Here is a 25967-nt window from a genome sequence, read left to right on the forward strand (position 1 = left end):
GCATGTGGAAGTCCTCCCGAAGTGATTGCGGACGCCTGCTTGCGATCGCGTGCCTGCTGTTTGGCATCCGCCCCCTGGCCATTGCCGAAACATACACACCTGGTGAATCAGTTGACCAAGATTACGCTGCGTTTGCTGAACCGTTTCTTGTCAATCACTGCATCGACTGTCATGGCGAGTCCGATCCGGAAGGCGATCTTTCGCTAGAGAACTTGGGGCCGGTCGACGAGATCAACGCCAGTGTTTGGACCAGCGTCTGGGCACAGGTCAGCTTGAAGGAGATGCCGCCGCCGGACATGACGCAGCCCGAAGTGATCGAGCGATTGAAGTTCTCCGATTGGATCGTCGACGAACTCTCACGAGCGATGCAGGACAAGGGTGGTTTCCACGCTCACCGTGATCCCAACAAAGGCAACTTCCTCGATCACGAATTGCTCTTTGGTTCTTTGCCCGATGGCATTCAGCTGAAGCCCACCTCTTCACCGGCTCGAATCTGGCGTGTCACCCCTCAAGAGCACATCACGCGGCTGAACGAGTTGATCAACTCAGAACCGCAATACGATCCATCCAAACCGGGACTTCGCACGCACGGGGACGTCGTCCCCACCAACCACGGCGGCGAACTGAAGCTGTACTTCGGTGTCGATCGCATCATCAAGTGGCAGGGAGGCACAGTCGCCTACGCCACGTCTGTCAAGAGCGTGCCCGCGGTCCTCTCATCGGCTCGTGATCATGGATTGGAAAACTATCCCGACTTCACGACCGTCAACAGCGCCGAAGCGACCCAGATCATGGGAATCGCCAGCGAGATCATTCGATACATGGCCGACGGGCCACTCAGCATCGCGGAACCGTATCAAATCACCGACGATCCCCAGTCGATCGCCGACAAAATGAAGGGCGACCTTCGCGGCCTGCCCACCAGTTTGGTCTACAGCACCGAAGTCCTGCGTCCACTCACGCCGGTCTATGATCTCATGCAAGCGGACGAGATCACCGAGGAACGGATGCGTGCCGCGGTGGACTTCCTGTTCGAAGCCTTGACCTTCCGTCCGCCCACCCCGATCGAATCGGACGCCTACTTGGCGATCCTCGAGCAAGCGATTGACAAGCTGGGCACAAACGACGGCGCGGTCCTTGGATTGTCATCGATCTTTCTCGATCGTGACGCTCTGTTCCGGCCCGAGTTGGTAAAGAACGGCCAAGCCGACCGCCACGGACGCGTCATGCTGCAAGACTGGGAATTGGGTTTGGCGATGAACCATGCCCTGCGTTACCTGCAACCCGACGACGTGCTACGGCAAGCCATCGTGGACGGACGCATGCGAACGCGTGAGGACGTGAAGCGGGAAGTCGTGCGGATGCTCGAAGATGACAGCATTCGCAAACCTCGCATCCTCCGATTCTTCCGCGAGTACTTTGACTACGACCTTGGCGGCTACATCTGCAAAGACACCAGGGCGTTGGGCGAGACCGGTGTGAACAACAAGGGCGTCGTCCACTACAACGCAATGTTCGACGCGACCGCGAGCACCGATCGTTTGATCGAATTGATCCTGGAAGAGGACACCGATGTACTGAAACAACTGCTGACCACGGACAAAGTGGTGGCAGGCAAATATGACAACGTCTACTTCGGCAAGCAACGTTCGCGAGAAGAGATCGCTGCCTCGGTCGCGGCCCAGAAAGCGGCCGCGAAGGAAGCAGCCAAAGCAGCAGCGATCCAGTTGGCGGAGTGGAAAAAGGCTAACCCCGGCAAAGAACCACCGGAGGAGAAACCAGCCGCCAAGAAACCCAACATCAACCACGCCGTCACGGAAGCCAAGCTCACGGGCCCCGCCATTTTCGCTCGCGTGAGTCGTCGCAGCTTTGGACGCGGATCCATGAAGCCCGAACGCACTTTGGCGACGGTCCCCGGAGGTCAACGTCTCGGTATCCTGACGCATCCGAGTTGGTTGGTGTCGCACTCCGACGCGATGGACAATCACGCGATTCGTCGCGGTCGTTGGATTCAAGAACGACTGATTGGAGGCTGCATTCCCGATGTTCCGATCACGGTCGATGCGATGTTGCCGGACGAACCACGCACATCGCTTCGCGAACGCATGCGAGTGACACGCGAAGACTACTGCTGGACCTGCCACCGCAAAATGGACCCGCTCGGGTTTCCGTTTGAAATGTACAACCACGCGGGACTGTATCGAGAACTGGAACATCGCCAGCCCGTCGACACGACGGGCGAGATCATCGATTCGGGAGATCCGGAACTGGACGGCAAAGTCGCGAACGCCTTCGAGCTGATTCAAAGGCTGGCCGAAAGCGAACGTGCCGAACAAGTGTTCGTCCGCCACGCGTTTCGGTTCTGGATGGGTCGCAACGAGACGCTCAACGACGCTCCCGTTTTGCAAGCCGCCCATCAAGCGTACCGGGACAACAACGGCAGCATGAAAGCCCTGCTGGTATCATTGCTGACCTCCGACGCGTTTCTGTATCGCACACGAAGCGAAGCAAAGTTAGTCGCCGCGCACTGATCCAATTAGGTCAACAAGAACGCGAGCATTGCCTTGTGGCTTGGAGTTCCGCGTGCCGGAAGCGGGCCGTTGCGAGCGTCAATCAGGACACAACGATTCCACTCGACGGCCCCTCCGGGGCGATGTACTGGCTCATGCCCCAAGGCCAACGGCCTTGTTCAACGTAGCCTGGGACAACGTCCCAGGACTGATGCATACACGCTCGCCCCTTTGGCCAACGGCCAAACTCATGGCTGCCCGCCCTCCCCGCTTGTGATGCCTCTGCATCTCTGCATCTCTGCATCTCTGCATCTCTGCATCTCTGCATCTCTGCATCTCTGCATCTCTGCATCTCTGCATCTCTGCATCTCTGCATCTCTGCGTCAAAATCATTGCGACACTCTGCGTTGCCCAACGGGCTAGCACCAAGGCCAACTGCCAAACCGATGCGTTTCAATTTCACACCGGGCGATCGGCTCGCCAGGACGCCGCGATCAGAAACACGGCCGCGACGGCACACAGCAACGTTGCCGGTCGATACACGCCGACTTGATCGTGCGCAACACTGAACAGGTAAGGACCAATCGCGGTCCCCGCGACGACGATCGACGTCGAGAACCCCGAGATCGCACCCAGGTGCATGCGACCGAAAAAACGAGGCCAGGTGACACCCGAAATGATGCCGAACATGCCTTGCATCAACCCCATCCCCAACACGACGAACACAACGGAGATGTTCGCGTCCAAGAACGAGAGGCTCAACGCGAGGATCAAACTGCCAAGCGATTGCACCATCGCGAGGTATTTCAATTTGACAAAGTCGCTGAGCCAACTGCCGACGAATTCGACCACCACGCTGACGAATGCCGCGGGAACAAAGATCGAAACCGCCCGGGCACGTGACATCCCCGCGTCCGCAAAAATCGACACGACGTGGAACGAGAACGCTGTCAGCAACAATCCCGACAACACCACACTGAAAGTGAACACCCAAAAGCTGTACGTTCGTCGGGCTTCCGACAGTGTAAAATCCCGTCCACTCAACGTTTCCGCGTGTGCTTTGCGATTCTCCTTCGCAAACGGTCCGTCGGGCAGCATGCCGTGTTCCTCGGGACGCGATCGGGCAAAGACCACCGCGAGCAGCGAAAACACAGCCACGATGATCGCGATCGTCTGCCATGCCCAGGCCCATCCGCCCCGCTGAATCAACCACTCGAAAAACGCGGGCGTGATTGAAAAGCCGAATGCAATCGAAATACCGATGAACGCCAGCGCCATCCCACGCCGCTGTTCAAACCACTCCAAAACCATGTTGCGAGACGACAACGTCAGCATGCCTTGCCCGAAAAATCGCATCGCAAAGAAACCAAGGGTCAAAACAGCAAACGACACACCATTTCGATAGGAACCGGGCAAGACGGATGCGGCGGCCCCCGCGATCACGTCCGAGAAGCTCATGGCCATCAGCACCAGAGCCAACATCGCGGCCGAACCGGCGGACACCCATCTTCCGCCAAACCGATCGTAGTAACGTCCCGCTCGACTGATCAACACCGCGCTGCCGATTGTTCCAGCCAAATAAGCGAAACTGATCCAACTTCGCGACAACTCATGTGCCTCGATCAGAAAATCCGTGAAAACCGAAACACCAACGGTTTGTCCCGGCGCACTCGCCAAAACGCCCAGCGTTCCACACACCAACACCACCGTTCCGTAAAAGAATGGCACCGCAGATGGATCGAAGGGAAAATTCGCGAACCTTGAACGCGGGGAGCGTTCGACATCGTGTTGGTCAGATTTCATACACTTGATCAATGCATCGAATTCGAAGCGTTGCATTGGATCTTCCCTCTGCGATCATGTCAGCGGGGATTGACAGACAGGCCACCCCAACCGATCGAAGCAACCCAAACCATCGCCCCAATGAACCCCCACATGATGCATCCTCCCGTAGGCCATGTTCCACATGGCAACCCAGCCAATGCTTTGGAACCAAGCGAGGCGTGATCACAAACCAACCATCCATCATGATGGCGAACCCACCGGCCAGCCACCATCGCCAGGTACAACCTGGCCTACGTCTTCAATGAAAGAAAACGATGACGGAACCAACACGCGATTTGCGATTTTCATGAACGACAAAAGCAAACCACATTCGAAACCGGATCCGTTCCAACCACCACATACGATTCCAGATGAAGGTGAGCGAAAGTCAGAAAGCCGTTCCCTCGCACATGCCTTTTTCATCGGTTGTCGCAACGGATTTTTCTGGTCGCTCTTGGTCGCACCGCCTGTCGCTTGGTTCGTCGCTCCGGTGATCCCGCGTCATCGAACTCCTGATTCCGAAGGCAACCTCCCAAGTTTGCTTGAAGAGTTCGGCTGGTTCGGAATGATCGAAAGAGCTGCTCCTGGTTTGGTTAGCATTTCCATCATTTGGACCCTCTCGGCGGGCCTGTCTTCCCTGATCGACCGTGCACGCCAACAGCAATCCCAAGCGAGCAATCAGAACCCAACGAAGGAGTGACAATCACAACGACTCCTGCGTCGCACTTTCCTGGGCAACCAGCCCCCTCCGCCGGGGAAGACACATTACAATGCCTGTTTGTCGTCTTTCGACTTGGCGTCCTCCTCATTGTCTTGGCACCTGGAATCGTTCATGGAAATTCTTCTCAACATCTTGGCCATGACCGCGATGGCCGCCAGCGTGATCGGCTGGCTCTGGATCACGGTGATGGCTTTCAGCGAAGGCGAAATTCTCTGGGGCCTTGGGTGCTTGATCATTTCGCCGCTCTGTTTGATCTACGGGTTCCTGAACTACCAAGAACTGAAGATCCCGGTCCTGATGCTCACAATCGGTTTCATCGCCAGACTTGGGGTGGGAGCAATTGCGTTCGCAACGACCTAAGAAGACGTCCCCTACAAGCCTGACGCAGCCAAGCTTCGAGAGCCGCCAGGCACCTGACTACCTGGAACACGAGCGGGTTCCAACCAACGCGCCCTGATTGACGATCGTCCGCTATTAAGTAGGTCGCACGCGTCATTGCTCCCACATACAACCCAGGCGAACGCCCACACGGCTCACAAGGTTGTGTCCGATGATTCCTCCCCACCTGCATATTGACCACCTTGCCTAGCTCAGCGACGCGAGATGCATGCGAGCCAACGGAAGGTGACGAGTCCCCAAGCAGGACTCGCCACCTCAGCCACGAAGGTCGGCGTGCTATTTCGCGGCGACTTGCGTGTCATCCGACGCTGTGTCTTTGACATCGAACCGATCAAGGTTCATGACCTTTGTCCACGCAGCCACGAAGTCCTGAACGAACTTTTCCTTCACATCTTCGCTGGCGTAGACTTCCGCGATCCCTCGCAACTGCGAATTGGATCCGAAGACGAGATCCACTCGGCTGGCCGTCCACTTCACGTTGCCCGTTTCGCGATCACGTCCCTCGAAGAAGTGCTCGCACATCGGTGACTGTTTCCAGACCGTGTTCATGTCCAGCAAGTGGACGAAGAAGTCGTTCGTCAACGCACCGGGACGTTTGGTCAATTTGCCCAAGTCAGCGAGCGGACCGGCACCGGCGTTGGTATCCAGAGCACGCATGCCACCAACCAAGACGGTCATTTCAGGTGCGGTCAACGAGAGCAAGTTGGCTTTGTCGACCAGCATCTCTTCAGCGGGACGGTCTGCGTTGTGACCTTGATAGTTGCGGAATCCATCCGCGATTGGCTTCAGCGGTTCAAAGCTCTCCACGTCGGTCATCGCCTGCGTCGCATCGGTTCGCCCAGGGGTGAACGGGACTTGGATCGCATGTCCCGCCTTCATCGCCGCGGCTTCAATTCCGGCGGAGCCGCCCAAGACGATCAAGTCCGCCATGGAAACCTGTTTCCCGTCTTTCCGCGACCCGTTGAACTCCTTCTGCACGGCTTCCAAAGTTGAAAGCACCTTTGCCAATTCAGCGGGTTCGTTCGCGTCCCAATCCTTCTGCGGAGCCAAGCGAATGCGAGCCCCGTTGGCTCCGCCACGCATGTCGCTGTTGCGGAAAGTCGAGGCCGATGCCCAGGCGGTGGAAACCAATTGCGAGGACGACAATCCGGTCGCCAGAACTTTCTGCTTGAGCTGCTCAATCTCTTTCGTTCCGATCACATCGAAGGTGGCTTCGGGAACCGGGTCCTGCCACAGTTGTGGTTCAGGAACACTGTCCCCGAGCAATCGCGAGACCGGGCCCATGTCACGGTGAGTGAGCTTGTACCACGCTTTCGAAAACGCTTCTTCAAACTGCTCTGGATTGTCATGGAAACGACGGGAGATCTTCCCGTACGCCGGGTCCATGCGGAGAGCCAAGTCAGTCGTGAACATCATCGGTGCGTGTGATTTCGATGCGTCGTGGGCATCCGGCACGGTGCCCTTGGCGTTCTCGTCGGTGGGCGTCCACTGCCAAGCACCGGCGGGACTCTTGACGAGTTTCCATTCGTAGCCAAACAGGTTTTCGAAGTAGCCATGCGACCACTCGGCCGGCGTCGATGTCCACGCACCTTCCAAACCGCTGGTGATCGTGTCGCCTGCGTTCCCGGTTCCGTGCGTGTTGATCCACCCCAAACCTTGCGCGGCCAAGCCTTCGCCTTCCGGTTCGGGCCCGACGTTGCCTTCGGGAGTCGCCGCCCCGTGAGATTTGCCGAACGTATGACCGCCAGCGATCAAGGCAACGGTTTCCTCATCGTTCATTGCCATGCGAGCGAACGTTTCGCGAATGTCCTTGGCCGCCGCGATTGGATCGGGTTTCCCGTTGGGACCTTCCGGGTTGACGTAGATCAATCCCATCTGCACAGCCGCCAAGGGGTTTTGCAGGTCTCGATCATCGCTGTAGCGTTTGTCACCCAGCCAGGTTGTTTCCGGTCCCCAATAGACATCCTTCTGTGGTTCCCAAACGTCTTCTCGACCGCCAGCAAAACCAAACGTTTCGAAGCCCATGTCTTCGAGAGCGCAGTTGCCAGTCAACACCATCAAATCCGCCCACGAAATCTTGCTGCCGTATTTCTGCTTGATTGGCCAGAGCAATCGGCGGGCTTTGTCCAGGTTCGCATTGTCAGGCCAACTGTTCAGCGGTGCGAAGCGTTGCGTGCCATCGGATGCTCCGCCCCGGCCATCCGAAACACGGTAGGTCCCGGCGCTGTGCCAGGCCATGCGGATGAACAAGGGCCCGTAGTGACCGTAGTCAGATGGCCACCAATCTTGCGAGGTGTTCATCAATTCCTTGATGTCCGTTTTGACCGCTTCCAAATCCAATGAACTGAACGCGGCGGCGTAGTCAAAGTCCGCCCCCATCGGATTGCTCTTCATCGAGTTCTGATGCAGCATGTCGAGGTTCAATTGGTTCGGCCACCAATCACCGTTGCCCATCGCTCCGTTGACCGTGTGCCGATTCGGACCAGCCGGGTTGCCCATCACGGGGCACTGACTGATCGCGTCGGCTTGCGAAGTGGAAGGTGCAGCTCCGGTTCCCTGCGCCATCAACCCTGCGGTGCTTGAAGCGGCCAAACATCCAATCGTCAGCGCGAGCGGTCGAATCGACACGGGGCTGCGATACAGTCGTCTCGCGAATTGCCGGCAGACTTCGGCCGTCGTTGGTTGTTGGGTTGTCTTGTTGTCGGTGGAGTTCATGGTCCGCGTCCTCAAAAAAAGTTGCAAACTGGTCCCGAGCTGATTCACTTCGGGAAGGTGGGGCACGTCTCTAGTATCGGGCGGCGAGACGAAACGTCCAATGCATTTACTGCATCTGGGTCATGCACGGAACGCATGACATGTCCATGCCTGTAGGGAGCGGAATGCCGCAACACCGCGTCGGTACAGGAAAACGCCATGCAAAACTGCTTCGGACGCTCAAAATGCACTATCATGCGACCTCCATCGCGAAAGCGATCCCGCCTGTTTGCCACCCGCCCCAACCTCGTTGCGTTTTGACCGATTCAGTGGATCTTTTCCGCTGAACTGGACATCCGCCGGAATGAACGCCGCGACGAATCTCCCACCGAATGGAAGCTGCATGCCACGGCCAACGATGATCTCCCATGCCCGGTCCCTCCTCGCATTCCCAGCCTTCCTGGTGGGCACGCTGATCTGCATCACTGGCGTGGCCCAGCGACCGCCGACCGGGGTGCCCGCAGGAGTGGAAAAGATCCTGCGAATCGAGCCTCGCACTGGAAATGCTCGCAACAGCGAAGGTGACTTTGTCCGGTTGAAAGACGGACGCTTGCTGCTGGTCTACACCAAGTTTGTCGGTGCAGGAGACCATGCTCCAGCGGAATTGGTATCGCGCGTGTCAAACGACAACGGCGTGACCTGGACCAAGGAAGATGTGCCGGTGATCGAACGTGGTGCAGATGACTCGAACCTGATGTCGGTCTCACTATTGCGATTGCAAGATGGCCGAATCGGGTTGTTCTACATCCGCAAGTACGATCCGACGCCCGAAGCCAATCATTTGTTCTTGAATGACATCTTGATGCGGACCAGCTCCGATGAAGGTGAAACTTGGTCCGATCCAACTCGGATTGTTCCGAAGGAAATCCCCTCCTACCAAATTCTGAACAATGACCGTGTGATCCAACTTCGCAGCGGGCGATTGGTCGCTCCACTCGCGGTTCACTATCAAGTCGGTTGGCCCGGTTATCGAAAGTCGGCCGAGATGGTTTGCTACCTATCTGACGACGGAGGCGCAACGTGGCAACGCAGCAAGAGTGCGTTGTCGTCGGAATCCTTGGCACAGGAACCCGGCGTCGTCGAACTCAGCGATGGTCGACTGATGATGTTCTGTCGCAGCGGTGACTGCCAATTGCTCTCCTATTCAAACGATCAAGGAGAGACTTGGTCCGAGCTGACACGATCCTCCTTCACTCAGCCCACGGTTTCCCCCGCCTCAATCGAACGGATTCCATCGACGGGTGACTTGTTGATGCTGTGGAACAACGGCGACGACGACTTGGCCAAGAAGCAACCCGTCGGACGTCGCCCTTTCACCGCCGCGATCTCAAAGGACGATGGCAAAACGTGGCAAAACATTCGCAACGTGGGAACGGATCCGGAAGGTTGGTACTGCTACACCGCAATCGAGTTTGTTGACGATCATGTGCTGCTGGCGCACTGCGAGTACCCAAGATTGAATTCGTTGCAAGTCACGCGAATTCCGGTCTCGTGGTTCTACGAAGGCGACGAGGTCTCGACCACTGACGGACAGAATGCCGAAAACTTGAACACGGACGACCTGGACTATTCGGTGTCACTGGAAGTCGCCGAGGAAGGGTTTGAAGGCAAGGAGTGCTGGGTGCACGCCCGTGTCGGTGTGATTCCCACACAGAACAGCGACCCTACCGCGGTGATGACCACCCAGAAGTTGTTGCTCTCGGGGTCGGATGTCTTCTATCGCTTGCATGAATCTCGCCAGTCTGCGGGTTCTGACACCTGGTCGAAACTTAGCCCCATCGATTCGTTTTCTCGCCAAATGTTTCAGCGTGACATCATCCCTCGCGGTGGTGAAGGCTCCCAAGACTTGCTGCAAGAAGGCGATGAAACAACCGTTTGCGATTTCGTCCCCCAGTGGCATGCGGCAAGCCAGCGTTTGCTTGGGATCGGGCAAACGGTTTGGTACCGAAACAATCGTGTCATGCATGTACGGCCTCGCGGGATCGCCTACGGCGTAGTCAACCCAGAGAATCAAACATGGAACGATTGGAAAGTCGTCGAACTACCCGACGAGCCACGCTTCCGCAACGCTGGTTCCGGCAGTGCCCAGCGAGTTGACTTGCCGGGCGGAGACGTCCTGGTTCCCGTTTACTGCAAAGAGCCCCACCAAAAGCAGTTCTCGTCGATCATTGTTCGCTGTCGTTTCGATGGTGAAACGTTGCACTACATCGACCATGGAAACGCATTGACCATCCCGGTGGACCGAGGTTTGTACGAGCCCTCGTTGACCCACTTTGACGGGCGATTCTACTTGACGCTCCGGAATGACCAACATGGTTATGTCGCCGTCAGCGATGACGGTCTGAATTTCGAAACTGCTCAACGTTGGACGTTTGACGACGGTCAAGAACTGGGCAACTACAACACCCAGCAACACTGGGTGACTCACAGCGACGGGCTGTTCTTGGTCTACACGCGTCGAGGCGCAAACAACGACCATGTGTTTCGACATCGCGCCCCGCTGTTCATCGCTCAGGTGGACCCAGAAACGCTGCAGGTCATTCGATCGACCGAGCGAGTGTTGGTTCCGGAACACGGAGCCCGACTGGGCAACTTTGGCGTCACTCGCTACTCAGAGAATGAGACCTGGGTGACGGTTGCGGAATGGATGCAACCTGCGGGAGTTGAAAAGCACGGCAGCAACAACCGAATCTACATCGCCAAACTGAAATGGAACCAGCCGAATCAGCTTGCATCGCAGAAAAGCCCACCGGGAATCAAAGCAGATCCCACCGCTTACAGCCAGCCGCCGAAGAGCCTGGCGGACGAGTTCGGTGCCTACCGATCCCCGCTGATCTTTGACGACGGGACGCAGGTCACGAAAGCCAACCAGTGGCCTCCAAGGCGAGAAGAGATTCGCTCGCGGTGGGAATCCATGCTGGGCACATGGCCTGCGTTGATCAGCGATCCCCAAGCCAGAATCATCGACACGACACAAGACGATTCACTGACGAAGCACACCGTTGAATTCCATTGGACGCCAAACGAGAAGACAACCGGGTACCTTTTGATCCCCAACACAGAACGGTCCGAAGCGAATGGTTTGCCCGCCGTCCTGACGGTCTACTACGAACCCGAAACAGCGATCGGCGAGGGCAAACCCCATCGGGATTTCGCTCTGCAGTTGGCTCGCCGTGGTTTCGTGACTCTTTCGATTGGCACGACGGAGGCAACGCAAGCCAAAACGTATTCGCTGTACCATCCGTCCCTTGACGATGCCTCGGTGCAGCCGTTGTCGATGCTAGCCTGCGCTGCTGCGAACGCTTGGCAGGTATTGGCAGATCGCCCCGAGGTTGACTCCAATCGGATTGGCGTCGTGGGCCATTCCTTCGGCGGAAAGTGGGCGATGTTCGCGGCCTGTCTTTCCGAACGATTTGCCTGTGGTGCCTGGTCGGATCCCGGCATTGTGTTTGATGAATCGATGTCCGGCGTGAACTACTGGGAACCTTGGTACCTGGGGTATCATTCGCGTCCTTGGCGCAAACGAGGTCTCATCACCGCCGACAATCCAGCCCGCGGTCTGTACCCAAAATTGGTGGCCAAGGGACACGACTTGCACGAACTGCACGCGTTGATGGCACCGCGACCGTTTCTGGTTTCCGGCGGGTCGGCCGATCCCATTCGTCGTTGGGAAGCCCTGAACCATTGCGTTGCCATCAACCAGTTACTAGGTCACGATGACCGCGTGGCCATGACGAATCGCCCGGATCACTCGCCCAACGCGGATTCCAACTCGGTGATCTTCGCCTTCTTCGAAAGACACCTGGCGACGAACAAGCAGCCGCTCTGACGAGTCCGATCACTGAACCCACACAAGCGACTCGTTACCTCGTCCACTACGGTTGCGATCGCACTCCGTAGCCGGATTCGCCAAGAATTCGGACAGCAACACAAATCCCGTGGTGCCCTCGATGTCTCGCAAGAAAACCATGTTCCTTCGATTGACTGTCTCAGCAGTCGTGATGACCGTTGTGTCATTGGGATCGATCATCGGTTTCGCCCAATTCCGTTTGCGATCGGGAGCGACCGGCGAAAGCGTCTCGGTGAAGCACAACGGTTTGGATCGCGAATACCGAATCCATGTCCCTGAGAATCTGTCCGCCGACGCCAAAGTCCCGCTGGTCGTTTGCTTGCACGGCGGAGGCGGCAATTCGCGAACGGCTTCTGTCATGGGGCTGACTCCTGTCGCTGACCGCGAAGGATTCATTGTCCTTTATCCGAACGGGATCGACAAACACTGGAACGATGGCCGCGAATCCCCCATGTTCGCGGAACACGACCAAACCATCGACGATGTCGGCTTCGTGATGGATTTGATCGAACGGGTGTGCAAAGAACATCCCATCGACCGCAACCGAATCTTTGCCACCGGCGTGTCCAACGGTGGCTTCATGACTCAGCGTTTGGCGATCGAACATTCCGAAACTTTCGCTGCCGTCGCGGTGGTCATCGCGACGATGGGAGAACCGCTCAGCAAACAGTTTGAACCGAAATCACCGGTTTCGATCCTCTACATGAACGGCACCGAGGATCGACTGGTTCCCTACGATGGCGGGCCGGTCGCCAAGCCTCTGACGAATCGTTTCAACCAAGTCAAAGGACACGAGGACGCACCGCGAGGAATTGCGATTTCAACGGATGAAGCCGTCTCGTTGTGGGTGAAGCACAACCAAACCAAACCCGATCCGAAGATTGAATTGATACCGGACACCAACAAAGAAGACCACTCTCACATCGAAAGCAAACTTTGGGAGGGCGGCGAACGTGGCACTGCCGTGATGCTGTACAAAGTCATCGGGGGTGGACATGGTCTGCCTGGCGGTTCGCAGTACTTTCCCGCTCGACTGATTGGGTATTCCAACCAAGACGTCAAAGGCTTCGACCTCATTTGGGACTTCTTTCAAGAGCACACACGGCAACCCCAAGCACCTGCGGACAAAGCGGAGCGTTGAATCCGCCCCGACGTCGAATCCGACCAGCATTCGCGGTTCGGATTCATTGCATTGCCGCGTCTCTTGGAAACTCGCGGGCTCGTGACATGCGATTCATCCGTCACAACCAACCGGATCGTTACGTCTTGGCGTCAATGCACCAATCCGCACGTGAATACTCGTTCTCATCCAATCATTCCGTGACCCACGTTTCCAACAGCAAAGCTGTTTGCTGGAACGTCACGCGTCAATTGAATGATGGAAGAAACCCCGATGAATTGCGAATCTTGCGGTGCCCCCGTGTCACGAATGGGTCGTTCAGGACGCTACTACTGTGACTACTGTTCCCGCCTCGCCGTCAAAACGCCGCTCGCGAATTCCAGCGACGGACTCGTTTTGACTGGCACGTTGTCGGACACACCCTGCCTGACCTGTGACGACACACAGTTGGAAATTGGCTCGATCGACACCCACTCCATCGAAGGCTGCCGAAAATGCCAAGGCGTCCTTTTGAATCAAGCCACGTTTGCGACGCTGGTTCGAGAGCGGCGAAAGTCCTACGTGGGTCCCGATCAAACTGGAGAGTTCGCCCCCGCTCTGGATGGTCCCAGAGATCACCACTCGCGATTGGCGTGCCCGAAGTGTTGCCTGTCCATGGACTCCTTTTTCTATGCCGGCCCCGGACGTGTTGCGATTGACTCCTGCAGCCGATGCGAAACCGTCTGGCTGGACTGCGGCGAAGTGACCTCCCTCGCCGAAGCCCCCGGACTGCGCTGAGAACGCCCGCCCATCGGCGTCCTCTCTCGTGCACGCGTGATGGACGTCGACCTCGACCCTAAAAAAGGTCGCGCAGTTTTGAAGTGCTGTGCTCGCTACAAATTGAGAACCTCGCCCGTTGGCAACGGGCTCGTCGATTTTGCTGTCGGTTGGCCACTCTTGGCCGACATCCGCAACTTGGACGGGCAAGACTGCCGATCCTACCGGCGTTCAAACCTCGTGGACGACCCAATCGACAAGCCGCAGCGGTAGGGGTCGGACAACGACGTTCAGTGAGATTTCCCTGGGGAGGGTAACACGCGCCACTTCCCATGTCCGGCCCTCACCCTCGCGTACGCCTGATCGGCGTCGCTCGATGAAGAATGCGTGATTTCTACCATTCGACGGCGTCTTCCATCCGACTGAAATCGCCGCTAGCGAGACATAACGGCAGCGAGGCACCCACCGTTGATGAGGTCACCAATCACGAGGCTCGCCAAACGCTCTCTGCTGTGATTGGTGATGCACTTTGCATGGCGGTCCCCATTGGATCCTCGCCATTGACTCACTGCGCAAACGACCGACAGTCGCTGTCCAAGCACGTCGGATCCACCTCGAACCCAACGCAATCCAGTTTGCGAACTCGCTTCCACACACAATCCTTTCCGGAAACCTTATGTTCTCCCGAAGAAACCTGTTGCACGCCAGCGCGGCACTTGGAGTTGGATCGTTGATCAGCCCGCCCGCATCTGCCCAAGCGTTGAAAATTCAAATGTCCACAGGCGAAGTCATGAAGACCAAGGGACAGGTGGATACCAACGAAGCGCTGCCCACCAATCCCCCAGACGACGACCGACGTTATCGCCCGACATCCCGAATGGGACTGGGCGGACTCGCAGCCGGAAATGGATTCAACACCATTTCGAATGATGAAGAAATCCTCGCCATGCTGAACGCAGCCTGGGATTCTGGGATCCGGTACTTTGACACCGCACCGTTTTACGGTCTGAGTTTGAGTGAACGGCGGTTTGGAGATTTGCTCCACAACAAAAAACGGGAAGACTATGTTCTGTCGTCGAAGGTGGGGCGTCTCCTGACACCCTCGGCAGAACCATTGCCCAAACGATGGCACTGGGCCAACCACTCTCCCTTTCACTACCGATACGACTACACGGCGGCGGGAACGCGTCGATCGGTCGAAGACAGCCTGCAACGCATTGGTGTCTCCTCACTCGACATCGTCTTCATTCACGACCTCTCACCTCAGAACAGTGACTTTGGTGCAGACTGGCTCAAGTACTTTGACGAAGCCGCCAAAGGCGCCATGCCAGAGCTCACCAAAATGCGTGAGGAAGGCATCATCAAGGCCTGGGGATTTGGCATCAACTCTCCCCACGCGATCCACAAAGCGGTGGACATTGCCGCCCCAGACATCTGTTTGTTGGCACTTCAGTATTCGATTCTGGAACATCAAGAAGCGCTGGAGAAAACGTTTCCGCTCCTGGACGAGCATGGCATTTCCGCTGTGGTCGGAGCACCACTCAATGGCGGCTACTTGGCAGGACGAAACCGCTTCAACTATTCCAGCCTGATCCCAGATGCAATGAAGCAAAAATTCGCGGCAATCAACGAGGTCGCGAACAGGCACGGGATCGACATCAAGACCGCAGCTCTGCAATTTGCCGAGGCTCCCTCGACGGTGTCCGCCATCATCCCTGGTGCTCGAACGGCTCAACAGGTGAACGAGAATGTGGCTGCGATGAAAGTCGATATTCCCGGAGCCTTCTGGGACGAACTGAAATCGAAAAAGCTCATCGCCCAGAACGCGCCCACGAAGGCATGAGACCTTGGACTACTCTTCGATCCGGTAGATCGCGTCGGCGGTTCGCATGATCAGCGCGTTGCCATCGACGGCTGCTGAGGCGAGCGTGCGTTCGCCGAGATCGTTTTCCGCCAGGACCTTGTAATCGGGACCTGTCGCCACGACGGTCGTCACGCCAGATTCGTTGGTGTAATAGATCTTGTTGCCCACCAAAATCGGTGACGAGGAAAACCCACCGCCCACGCGTTTCTTGTAGACGATGTCGCCGGTTGCCGCTTCCACACACATCGCGATTCCATCGTCACTGACCGAGTAAATGAACTCGTCGTCGGCGAGCATCGATGGGGTGTGGGGCACATTCTTGTTGAGCGACCATTTCAGATGCGTGTCGGTGACATCACCTGATCCAGTCGGATCGATCGCCAGCATGCTGGGCGTGTCGTAACTGGTCGACAAATAGACCAATCCGTTGTGGTAGATCGGTTTGGGGATCACGGAGTATCCCGAGTAACGCACTTGCCAAATCACATTGCCATTGGCGGGGTCAAGTGCCAACACACAATCACTGCCGGGCGCGATGACTTGTTTCTGCCCATCGACCACAATCGTCAACGGGGTGCAAAACGAAAACTTCCTCTTGGCGTCGATGGGACGTTTGACTTCCCACGCGATCTTGCCCGTTGCGGCATCCAGTGCAACGACCTTGGGATCGCTCGCTCCGTCGCACGTGAAAATCAACTTGTCGTCGACCAACACCGGAGTGCCACCGTTTCCGTGGACCGGTTTGAAGAACAGGTCGCGGTTCTTCCAAATCAGTTTTCCATCGAGATCGACACACGCCGTTCCTTGATATCCAAAGTGCACGAACACGCGGTTGCCTTCCACGATCGGCGTGGGGCTGGCATGGGAGTTCTTCTTGTGAATCCTGGCACTCTTCTCGGCGGTTTGCTGCATGAGTGGAACGGACTTCAACAGCTTGCCACTGTTCGCATCGAGAACGATCAACGTAAGATCAAATTCTGTCTTGCTCGAATCAGATTCTGAATCCGCGGGTATCGCCGCCGAAACGAAGATCCGCCCATTCGCAATCACGGGAGACGACCAACCTTCCCCGGGCAACTCCGTTCGAAAAGCAACGTTCTTCTCAGGTGACCATTCCGTGGGAACGCTGGCGTCCGCGTCTGCAATTCCGTTGCCCGATGGTCCTCGGAAAATGCTCCATTCCTCTGCATGGGCGCGGTTGTGTGACGAATCAAACGCAACAACGCTGGCAGACAACAGAACGATGCAAACGGCAAGGTTGCCGAACCGGGAATGGATCATGGGAAGTGGATGCAAAAGATGGCGGAGGTGTCAAGCAAAACGAATCGCAAGCCATGATAGCCGATGTTGGGTCCGCTAAAATTGAAGACCGTGTTCCATGTGATCCATCTTCCCCCAACGAATGAGTTCGCCATGACGAGACGCCCCGAACGTGAATCCTCCATCTCATTGACTCGGCGGCAATGGCTGATCTCAGCGGCGGCCAGCAGTGGCATGCTGTTGCAAGCCAACGAGCGAATTTGGGCGAATGAGCCGGAAGCTTCCGAAACGCCTCATTTCTGGTACCGCTTGGCTCCCGAAGGCCCCTACATCGATTCCCAACGCGGCAACAAAGCCTTTGGTTTCGGACAGGGGAAAGTGTTTCTGTCCGAAGACAACGGTCAAACCTGGCCTCACAACGCCATTTTTCGCGATGCGGACAACATCACCTTCAGTTGCATTTTGGGAAACGGGAATGTCCTGTTCGCCACACGCACGCGTTTGTTTCTCAGCACCGACAATTTGACGACCTACCAAGAAGTGGTTGTTCAAGACACCGACGGCAGCGACTACGTTCCTCATCAACCGCTCGATCCAGAGAACCCAGGCTGGTACTTTCATCCGCTCGATGGCGTTCACACCTGGGAAGTGAACGGATCGGAAATGTTGGTGTGGGGCAACTATTGCAACGTGCTGGGCGGAGCCGTGCCGGTCAACATCTACTATTCGACCGATCAAGGCGCGACCGTCAAAATCGCGTACGCCTTCGGCCAGAGCCCCACGTTCCAACAACCCGGCGCGGGGCCCAGCGATCTGCTGGGCAATCCTGAAAACTCAGTGGTGTGCCGACACGTTCACTGTGTGACCTACAACCCAAATGAAAACGCTTTCTACGCCTGCACTGGCGACCACGATCGCACCGATGCCGACGGCAACAACCACCAAGAATGCCACTGGCTTCGCGGAATCTACGACGCTGCAAACGACACATGGGATTGGACGGTGTTGGTTTCGGTCAATTCGAACTCCCGATACAAATCGGGGGGAATCAACTTCGTCGACGGGCAACTTCACTGGGCCGCCGATGCCAACGGCAAGAACGGCACGATGCCGCACGACCGCGGCATCTTCCGTTGTGACCCTGCTGATCTGGCGGATCCAACGAAGCACGAATTGTTGTTCAACCCGCACTACGAATCCGCCAACATGATCATCGAAGACAGCGTGATCCTGTCGGCCCACTACGCTCCTGCATCACCCTATGCAACCGGTATCATCTATTCGCCTGACCTGGGCGAGACTTGGGCGCAGTACGACCTGAAGGAGTTTGGTCAACGAAGTGCGATCCGATTTCACCAAAAGAACAGCGACGGCTGGTTTCGCGTCGATTTGCGAAAGGGCTGGATCGAACGCGGCGAAGTCCTGTTCATCAAACCCAAACCCATTTGACGCCGTTCCGGAAAGTCGTCCCTGCATCCGAACCACACAAGCGAAACCGATCACATGGGATTCCAACCTTCCCACCGAACCATGGCAAGAACTGCCTTTGCGTTGCTCCTTTCGTTCGCGTTCGCCTGTCAGAAGGACGCCAACGCGCAAACCGACATCGTCACGTTTGATTCCGTTCCCGCCAAACGTGATTCGATCGATGCCGATGAACCGATCGCGGCAGCGTTCTCTGCCAAACAGGCTGCGATTTACCTCGATCGTGCCTCCCTGACCTGGCAGAAAGAGAAAAAGTGTGTGACCTGCCACACCAACATGCCCTACATGTTTGCGCGTCCGGCCTTGTCGTCCGTGCAGAAGGATTCGGGAGAAGTCCGTGAATTCTTTGAACGGTACCGAACGGAGCGTTGGCAGCAAAAGGCGCCGACGGAGGGCCAAGGCTTCTGGGTGATCGTGGTGGGAGCCGGGTTGACGTTCCACGACATGCAAACGACCGGGCGTCTCAGCCCGATCACGCGCGATGTGTTGGACTTTTTGTGGACCACGCAACGAGCTGATGGCGGTTGGGACTGGCCCGATTGCGACTACGCTCCCATGGAGATCGATGACCACTTTGGAGTCACGCTGGCAGCGCTGGCCGTTGGCATCGCACCGGGCGGCTACGCGGAAACGGAATCCGCTCAAGCTGGCATTGCGAAGTTGCGAACCTACTTCAACAACAACCCGCCGAAGTCTCTGCACCATCGTGCCATGATCGCATGGTGTTCCCTGCGAATCGACGGCCTCATGACCGCGGACGAGCGTCGAAGAACCGTGGAGGAACTGCTCTCGAAACAGTTGTCTGACGGCGGCTGGTCCACCGCAGGTTTCTTGACCGATTGGAAAGGACTGGAACGCAACGACGGTGAGCCACTCGACACGCAAACCAGTGATGGTTATGGCACCGGACTCGTGATCGTGATCAGCCGAGAACTCGGGATTCCCGCCAGCGATCCACGCTTGCAGAAAGGGATTCAGTGGATCCTTTCCAACCAGCGTGAAAGTGGAAAGTGGTTCACACGCTCGCCCGTCAACGACGCCGGCAATCTGATTTCCAACACAGGAACTGCCTACGCGATCCTCGCACTCCAAAGCTGCGGTGAGCTCCCCGACTGGCCGTTTGAATCACCCTCAACTTCGAAGTAGCCCGGTCCCAATTTTGTTTCGTCTTCTTCCAAACGCAAGGATCAAAGCAACTCCCGAAGTTCATCACTTGACAGTGACGATTGCTACTTCCGATTCATCGAAGTCCCTGGACAAATTGACTGCGATCCTTCCCTGCATCCCGTCTTCGGTGGTCGCGGTGATTTCAATGTCAAACATGACCGGCCGGACTGGAACGTTGGCTTCTCCTTGGTCGTCTGTTTGAAAAGTCGGCAGTCCAAACTGTTCCCCCCAGCCCCGGCGAGCGACCTGCAGTTCGGCTGCCGTTGGTGTCCCATCTTTCGTTTGCACAACGACCTTCAATGGTGCAACTGGCTGGACCTCGAACGTGAGTTCGAGATCTTGATCGCCAACAGAAACGGGTCTCACCCATGCAGAGCGTTCCAGTGTCGGCTTGTACTCACTGGTGCTCGTGGTCATTCGGGCATACTGCGTCAAGAAACCAAATCGTCGTCCACCGACAAAGATCTCAACTGGTCGCTGAGGAACATTCAGTGTTGCATTGCCGCCGTCGTCGGTTGCCTGCATGCCTGGACTGATTGGAATCCGGTCAACGTTGGACTCCCAACCGACGCCCACACCCGGCACCCCGCCGCCACCATCCGCATTGAGCACACGAACCGTGACAGTGCGAGTTGAACGAGTGTTGGACGACCTCTCAGTTGCCGGAACGTTCCCTTTTGCAAGATCGTTGGGGGGACTTGCGATGGAAGCTTCAAACGTCGGTTCGAAGTACGGATAGACCAGGCCCGCTCTCGGCGAGTCCCGCTCAATCATCCTGTCGACCTCAAGGCCGGAGGTTGTTGCCACACGAATCACCGCCCCGGCTGATCCCGTCGCGCCAATCGGAAGCAGGCTGACGATTCGCTCTGGTGGCAACCCACCGATCTGGAATCTCCCGCGTTCGTCCGTGCGGACAGTGGAATGAATCTCACTGTGAAGGAATGAGAGATCCAGTTTTGCCTGGTCGTATGGATTGACGATTTCTAGATGCGACAACTCCAGTTGCGCCATTGGTTTTCCATCTGAATCTTGGATCGTTCCATGGATCTGCAATTCAGAAGTCACTGGAATCGTCACGCGTGGCATCTGCGTGTCCATCCCCAAAAAACTTCTCGACTCAACGGCATGACCCGGTGCAAAGACGCAAATTTCCCAAGTGAGTGGATTCCCTGACTCGAACCATGGCGTTGGCTGGTCGTCAAACGCAAATTGTCCAAGTTCATTGGTCCAACCCACCGCGAAAACGTCTTGCACGGGTCCATCCAGTTCTTGCCGCATGTTGGAATTCGCGCTCGGCAGACGGAGGACAACGAAGGCACCTCCAACAGGTTGTTTCTGTTCGTCGATCACATTTCCCCGGACGGTCATGCGAGTCCCATGCAGCTCTGCCTGTCTCGCTTCGATGCTTTTAATGAAGTCTGTATCAACAAAACGCCAATTCGGCGTTTCATGAATTCGGCGAATCTTGTCTTCAAGCGTCAGCGAAGTAGCGTCCTTCTTCGGCGATGCAATCGCTGGATTCGCGTCGCCAACCCGATCCGACTCGGATGTGGCCTGTGTTTGGCCGTTGAAATTCACCTCTTGGGTGGATGCAGAGTCAGTGAGGCCGCAGATCATCAGAACCACTGCGGCAAGCAGCGCTAGTGAGGATCGAACACGACTCGCCTTGGCGGGAATTGCAATTTCATCGATGCGGGAACGCAGGTTGGAACGCTTCGCAGCCATATGAACGATCCCGTGAGTTTGCGATGGGCGTTGGGCAAGCTGAATCAGCAATTCTCCATACGAGCGACGCATGTTCTCGCCAACAGCAGCAATGGTGGATGCATCCACCGCGAGTTCGATTTGGTGACGAAGATTGCGACGAATGACATACGCCACCGGATTGAACCAATGAATGACGGTCAGCAACCGACCGAGCAAAGAATAGATCCCATCCCAACGTCGAATGTGTTCAATCTCATGGACCATGACGGAGCGTAGTTCTGCACTGCTGAGCTCACGGATCAAACTCGACGGCAGCAAAATCCGCGGACGAAACAGACCGCAGACAGCGGGCCCGATGTCGTCGTCCACGACAACGCACTGAATCTTCCGGCGTAGTCGCAATGCCCGGCGCCGCGATTCACAGATCTCAACGAGCTTTGGATCGGTTGATGCACGGCCATTGGCAATGACACGCGATATCAGAACGTGAGAGCGAGCCCAGAGAACCGTTGCGGCGACGCATCCGATGATCCAGACACCGATAAGCACCGATGTGAAAGACCACTCCAGATCGCGTATTTCAAGGTCCATTGCTGAAGCGGTCGGAGGAACCGACGACGTATCCGCGGTGAGTTCATTCAACGCATCGATCGTCGTTGCGGTGGAGACATCCGGCAGAGGTTGTTCCCGTGCAAAGCTCGAATCAGGTTGCTCGGTTGCCGCGACATCCATTTTCAAAGTCGCGTAAGCGTGATCGACTGGAGCGGGTGCAACGTTCGAAAGCTCGAACAAATTGAACAAACTGAATGTGCTGACTGGAACAAGCAGTATCAGCAACCGGCACGCAGGCACGAGCCAAAGGACAGAACGCCACTTGGGCGTGATCCATCGACGCAAGCCTGTCGTGACCGCGAGCACGATCACGGTGAGCACACACGCTTGCCAGGTCGCTCGCCACAACAGCTCTGCCAAGAATTCGGACTCAGCGGTAAGTGACACCATGGTCGTCTCCTGAAACGAGTTCACTTGGACTTTTTGACTGGACGAGACCGCTTGGAAACCTTCTTAGCTTCCCGTGCTGCCAATCGCTCACGCAGATCCTTCGCATCTTCTTCTGACAGCGATTCATGTTCGACGAAATGCATCAGCAAAGATTGCAAGTTGCCATCGAAGAAGCGAGCTGCGAACGATTGAGCGGCCGACCTGACGCACGACTCTCGAGAGACGGCTGCGCTGTAAAGATGCCGCGAACCTTCGACTCGCACTGAGACCGCGCCTTTCTCGACGAGTCTCGCAAGAAGCGTCCGCAACGTCCGGTGGCTGCGATGCCCGGCAACAACACGCGAAAGGACGTCGCCGGCGGTTTGATCGTCCGCTTGCCAGACGCTCTCCATCAGCTCCCACTCCGCATCCGTGATATGAATCTCGCACGGTTCACGCACGACCGACTCCCGTATGACTAATCTTGTAGTAACGACGGGGCTATTATTACCACGCAAGTAGTAACGGTACAAGCAAAATCTTTCACCAATTTTCGTTCGTCAAGAGGTGCCTCTCGTTTCGATGGCAGAATCGACTTGTCAGACTCTGCTAGCCGGGTGGCGGCGGTTGACTTTAGACTGAACCCGCTTTTGATGCCGCGGCATCTCTCAATCGGAGGCAGACTGTGCTGCCACCTATTCCGTTTTTGCTTGCGATGATGCGATGGACATTGACCAACTGAAGTACTTTCAAAGCGTGGCGGAAACCCAAAGCTTCACCGAAGCCGCGGCGCGGATGAACCTATCGCAACCGGCATTGAGCCGTTCGATTCAAAGACTGGAGGAAGAGTTTGGTCAACCGTTTTTCGAACGGAAACCTCGGACGGTCGAACTGACTGACGCGGGACTGCGTTTCCAACGCAGCGCCACGCAAATCCTTCGAATCATCGAAGACACTCGAGCGGAGATCACCGACGACGGTGAAACCGGCAAGCTTCGCATCGGGGCAATTCCAACGATCGCACCGTACTTCCTGCCGAACTTGCTGAAGCAGTTTTCCAATGCGTTCCCACGCTCGCGGCTGATCGTGCACGAAAACACCACGGACGAATTGCTGAAGGGGATCAAGCAGGGCGAAATTGACCTGGCGATCTTGGCCGAACCGATCACGGAGAAGTATGTGGAAGTGAAACCGCTGATGGAAGAGGAACTGTGCTTGGTGCTTCCACCAGATCATCCGCTGTGTGAGAAGGACGCCATCACCCTGGAAGATGTGGAAGAAGAACCCTTTGTGATGCTGGGTGAAGCTCACTGCCTGTCCGAGAACATCCACTCGTTTTGCCGTCAGCGTTCGATTTTGCCGGTTGCCGTGGAACGTGCCAATCAATTGGCGACGGTCCAAGAACTGGTCTCTCTGTCACACGGGATCTCGATGATTCCCGAAATGGCCCGGCGTTTGGACCGCAGCAAACGACGCGTGTACCGGTCGTTTGCCAGCCCCGTGCCCACGCGAACCATCGTTTGCGTGACCAACCCGTATCGTTTTCAAAGCCGGTTGTTCGCCGAGTTTCGCGAGCGACTGTGCGAGTACTCGAAGCAGTTCTGACGGCCTGAGGGGGATGCAATGAACCAGCCGAAGGTTGCTGCGCCGATCGATCGCCGCGACAGCGGTTGTCAACTCGCATGAGTCGACTCGATGGAACCTACGCCTCTTCGGCGGTTTGTTTGTGTTCCACCAATCGGCGGTTGTAGGCTGCGATGGTTTCTTTCCGCCGCAACATCCCCAGCAGTTTGCCGGGCTCGTCAACATCCACCACTGGCAACTCTTCCAAATTCAAAGACGTGAAACGTTTGAGCGCTGTGTTCAAGTCGTCGTTCGGCGTGACACTGACCAATTCAGTGGTCATCACATCGTTGGCCACCGCCAGTCGCCAGATGGAATCGTTGTAGAGGTAGGTTCGCACGTCGTCGTCGCTGAAGATTCCCACAATGCGTTTGCGGTCATCCACGACTGGGAAATAGTGCTGTTGGTTGTCAGCAAGACAGTGGACGATCTCGTCGAGGGTGGTGGCTTCTGGGATCAACAAGACTTTTCGGTTGGGGTCGAAGACGTCGCCCACCTTCAGGCCTTCCAGCACATCCACGATGAAATCACCCCGGTGGGCTTTCGAGTCCATCCGCGTGGGAACTTGCCATTGGTACAAACGCCAGCGACTGCACATTACAAAACTGAGCGTCGTGACCAGCATCGTGGGAACCAGCAATCCAAAGTCGCCCGTCAGCGCACGCACCATGATGATGGTTGAAATCGGCGCCCGCCCAACCCCTGCGAAAAAGCCCGCTGTGCCGACGACCGCGTAGGCTTCGGGTTGAGTGACAACACTTGGAAACAGGGCTTGAAAACCGAGGCCAATCGCCGCGCCGAGACAGCCACCAATGACCATCGATGGACCGAACACACCACCGGATCCCCCTGAACCGATGGTGAGCGCCGTGGTCACGATCTTTGCGAACACGATGATCAACAACATCGGGATGCCGAGTTCCGCAGCATGTGTCAGGGCCATCTGCAGGGTTCCATAGCCGGTGCCAAGAACACCCAACGCATGCATGTTGTTGCCCGCCATTCGGAACAGACCGACTCCCACCAATCCGGCCAGCACCGCGCCGACGGCGGGTTTGATGTGCGGCCACATCGGCAATTCCAGAAAACGCTGGCGGGTTCCGGCGAACAATTTGACGTAGATCACGCCAACGATCGTGACCGCGATTGCCAAGAATGCATACGGCAACAATTCCAATGGCGAGGTCAGCGTGTGGTGCAGGTCGTCACCAAACAAGGGCAGGTACCGGTACTCAATCGGCAAGGCCTGCGTGAACAGGCTGTAGGCGACAATCGAAGCGGTTGCCGAGGGAACGATCACATCCGCTTCCATGTCGGAATCGCTGTAAAGGATCTCAGCAGCAAAAACAGCGCCCGCCAAGGGAGCCCGGAAGATCGCGCCCACGCCCGCGCCCATCCCGGCAGCCATCAAGATCCTGCGATCTCGCGGCGACAGTTTCATTCGGTCAGCCAAGACCGACCCCAGGCCGGCACCAATCTGGGAAATCGGACCCTCCCGACCGCACGAACCACCGGTGCCCAGTGTGATTGCCGAGGCAATCGTTTTCACCAAAGGGACCCGAGCTCGCATTTTTCCGCGGCGGTTGTGGAACGCGTCGATGACTGCGTCGGCCCCGGAACCTTCTGCCTCGGGAGCGAACCAGTGAACGATCGAACCGGAAACCAAACCGCCCAGAGTCATGACCAGGACCAGCATCCAGGGCGAGAACACCGAGTCAGGTGGCATCATCACGGCCTCTTCGCCAGCGGCCTCCATTGGCGCGTAGCCAGTGAACTCGGCCATCGCGAATCGAACAACGACTCGGCCCAAGCGATCGAACACGATCGCGCCAACGCCCACCAACACACCCACCATGGACGCCAGAACGATCCACTTTCCAGACGATTGCCCGAAGACTTCTAGAAACTCGCGGATCTTTTTCACAAGGCAGTCGGGGCGTTCGTCT

16 protein-coding genes are annotated in these 25967 nt (G+C 56.7%); 10 read left to right on the forward strand and 6 right to left on the reverse strand.

What is annotated here, in order from left to right; genetic code table 11:
- Positions 1-2 precede the first annotated feature (2 nt).
- On the forward strand, positions 3-2531 hold the full coding sequence (locus RISK_RS20075) for a DUF1588 domain-containing protein (RefSeq protein ID WP_083435076.1): 2529 nt from the start codon (positions 3-5) through the stop codon (positions 2529-2531).
- Positions 2532-2969: 438 nt separating this feature from the next.
- Here the strand turns inward: RISK_RS20075 and RISK_RS20085 are convergent, their stop codons facing one another.
- Positions 2970-4313, reverse strand: a complete 1344-nt coding sequence (locus RISK_RS20085; RefSeq protein WP_053061247.1) for an MFS transporter — start codon at positions 4311-4313, stop codon at positions 2970-2972.
- Positions 4314-4369: 56 nt separating this feature from the next.
- Here RISK_RS20085 and RISK_RS33675 point away from each other — a divergent pair, with 56 nt between their 5' ends.
- Together RISK_RS33675 and RISK_RS20100 are read left to right on the forward strand one after the other, a co-directional pair.
- A complete protein-coding gene (locus RISK_RS33675) occupies positions 4370-4600 on the forward strand; it encodes a DUF1589 domain-containing protein (RefSeq protein WP_390173956.1) in 231 nt (76 codons plus the stop codon).
- 566 nt (positions 4601-5166) lie between these two features.
- On the forward strand, positions 5167-5415 hold the full coding sequence (locus RISK_RS20100; RefSeq protein ID WP_047816140.1) for a hypothetical protein: 249 nt from the start codon (positions 5167-5169) through the stop codon (positions 5413-5415).
- Between the two features lie 315 nt (positions 5416-5730).
- Here RISK_RS20100 and katG read toward each other — a convergent pair whose 3' ends face one another.
- On the reverse strand, positions 5731-8169 hold the full coding sequence (katG, locus tag RISK_RS20105; protein ID WP_047816141.1) for a catalase/peroxidase HPI: 2439 nt from the start codon (positions 8167-8169) through the stop codon (positions 5731-5733).
- A 382-nt stretch (positions 8170-8551) separates the two neighbouring features.
- On the opposite strand from katG, the gene RISK_RS20110 reads away from it, so the two are divergent.
- From RISK_RS20110 to RISK_RS20130, 4 genes are all read left to right on the forward strand, one after another.
- On the forward strand, positions 8552-12037 hold the full coding sequence (locus RISK_RS20110; protein ID WP_236696498.1) for an exo-alpha-sialidase: 3486 nt from the start codon (positions 8552-8554) through the stop codon (positions 12035-12037).
- A gap of 121 nt (positions 12038-12158) precedes the next feature.
- Positions 12159-13199 (forward strand): extracellular catalytic domain type 1 short-chain-length polyhydroxyalkanoate depolymerase, encoded by a 1041-nt coding sequence (locus tag RISK_RS20115; RefSeq protein WP_150122642.1) that lies wholly within the window; start codon positions 12159-12161, stop codon positions 13197-13199.
- A 252-nt stretch (positions 13200-13451) separates the two neighbouring features.
- Entirely contained in the window at positions 13452-13955 is a 504-nt protein-coding gene (locus tag RISK_RS20120; protein ID WP_236696499.1) for a zf-TFIIB domain-containing protein, read from the forward strand.
- A gap of 751 nt (positions 13956-14706) precedes the next feature.
- Entirely contained in the window at positions 14707-15777 is a 1071-nt protein-coding gene (locus RISK_RS20130; RefSeq protein WP_201778958.1) for an aldo/keto reductase, read from the forward strand.
- A gap of 9 nt (positions 15778-15786) precedes the next feature.
- On the opposite strand, the gene RISK_RS20135 is transcribed toward RISK_RS20130, so the two are convergent.
- Entirely contained in the window at positions 15787-17079 is a 1293-nt protein-coding gene (locus RISK_RS20135; RefSeq protein WP_047816113.1) for a PQQ-like beta-propeller repeat protein, read from the reverse strand.
- A gap of 132 nt (positions 17080-17211) precedes the next feature.
- Between RISK_RS20135 and RISK_RS20140 the strand changes: the two genes are divergently transcribed.
- Positions 17212-18507, forward strand: coding sequence for a beta propeller repeat protein (locus RISK_RS20140; protein ID WP_047816145.1), 1296 nt, complete (start codon positions 17212-17214; stop codon positions 18505-18507).
- Between the two features lie 81 nt (positions 18508-18588).
- On the forward strand, positions 18589-19689 hold the full coding sequence (locus RISK_RS20145) for a prenyltransferase/squalene oxidase repeat-containing protein (protein WP_390173955.1): 1101 nt from the start codon (positions 18589-18591) through the stop codon (positions 19687-19689).
- Positions 19690-19752: 63 nt separating this feature from the next.
- On the opposite strand, the gene RISK_RS20150 is transcribed toward RISK_RS20145, so the two are convergent.
- Entirely contained in the window at positions 19753-22419 is a 2667-nt protein-coding gene (locus RISK_RS20150) for a M56 family metallopeptidase (protein WP_150122643.1), read from the reverse strand.
- Positions 22420-22439: 20 nt separating this feature from the next.
- The gene (locus RISK_RS20155) at positions 22440-22859 is read right to left on the reverse strand and encodes a BlaI/MecI/CopY family transcriptional regulator (protein ID WP_150122644.1); all 420 of its coding nucleotides are present in this window, start codon (positions 22857-22859) and stop codon (positions 22440-22442) included.
- Positions 22860-23121: 262 nt separating this feature from the next.
- Here RISK_RS20155 and RISK_RS20160 point away from each other — a divergent pair, with 262 nt between their 5' ends.
- Positions 23122-24003, forward strand: a complete 882-nt coding sequence (locus RISK_RS20160) for a LysR family transcriptional regulator (protein ID WP_047816117.1) — start codon at positions 23122-23124, stop codon at positions 24001-24003.
- A 97-nt stretch (positions 24004-24100) separates the two neighbouring features.
- Here RISK_RS20160 and RISK_RS20165 read toward each other — a convergent pair whose 3' ends face one another.
- Positions 24101-25945, reverse strand: coding sequence for a chloride channel protein (locus tag RISK_RS20165; protein WP_047816146.1), 1845 nt, complete (start codon positions 25943-25945; stop codon positions 24101-24103).
- Positions 25946-25967 lie beyond the last annotated feature (22 nt).

The sequence above is a fragment of the Rhodopirellula islandica genome (genome assembly GCF_001027925.1).
Classification (GTDB): Bacteria; Planctomycetota; Planctomycetia; order Pirellulales; family Pirellulaceae; genus Rhodopirellula; species Rhodopirellula islandica.

Coding starts and splice junctions, on each gene's coding strand:
- RISK_RS20075 (WP_083435076.1), top strand. CDS start 3: ATGTGGAAGTCCTCCCGAAGTGATTGCGGACGCCTGCTTGCGATCGCG.
- RISK_RS20085 (WP_053061247.1), bottom strand. CDS start 4,313: ATGAAATCTGACCAACACGATGTCGAACGCTCCCCGCGTTCAAGGTTC.
- RISK_RS33675 (WP_390173956.1), top strand. CDS start 4,370: ATGTCAGCGGGGATTGACAGACAGGCCACCCCAACCGATCGAAGCAAC.
- RISK_RS20100 (WP_047816140.1), top strand. CDS start 5,167: ATGGAAATTCTTCTCAACATCTTGGCCATGACCGCGATGGCCGCCAGC.
- katG (WP_047816141.1), bottom strand. CDS start 8,169: ATGAACTCCACCGACAACAAGACAACCCAACAACCAACGACGGCCGAA.
- RISK_RS20110 (WP_236696498.1), top strand. CDS start 8,552: ATGCCACGGCCAACGATGATCTCCCATGCCCGGTCCCTCCTCGCATTC.
- RISK_RS20115 (WP_150122642.1), top strand. CDS start 12,159: ATGTCTCGCAAGAAAACCATGTTCCTTCGATTGACTGTCTCAGCAGTC.
- RISK_RS20120 (WP_236696499.1), top strand. CDS start 13,452: ATGAATTGCGAATCTTGCGGTGCCCCCGTGTCACGAATGGGTCGTTCA.
- RISK_RS20130 (WP_201778958.1), top strand. CDS start 14,707: ATGTCCACAGGCGAAGTCATGAAGACCAAGGGACAGGTGGATACCAAC.
- RISK_RS20135 (WP_047816113.1), bottom strand. CDS start 17,079: ATGATCCATTCCCGGTTCGGCAACCTTGCCGTTTGCATCGTTCTGTTG.
- RISK_RS20140 (WP_047816145.1), top strand. CDS start 17,212: ATGACGAGACGCCCCGAACGTGAATCCTCCATCTCATTGACTCGGCGG.
- RISK_RS20145 (WP_390173955.1), top strand. CDS start 18,589: ATGGCAAGAACTGCCTTTGCGTTGCTCCTTTCGTTCGCGTTCGCCTGT.
- RISK_RS20150 (WP_150122643.1), bottom strand. CDS start 22,419: ATGGTGTCACTTACCGCTGAGTCCGAATTCTTGGCAGAGCTGTTGTGG.
- RISK_RS20160 (WP_047816117.1), top strand. CDS start 23,122: ATGGACATTGACCAACTGAAGTACTTTCAAAGCGTGGCGGAAACCCAA.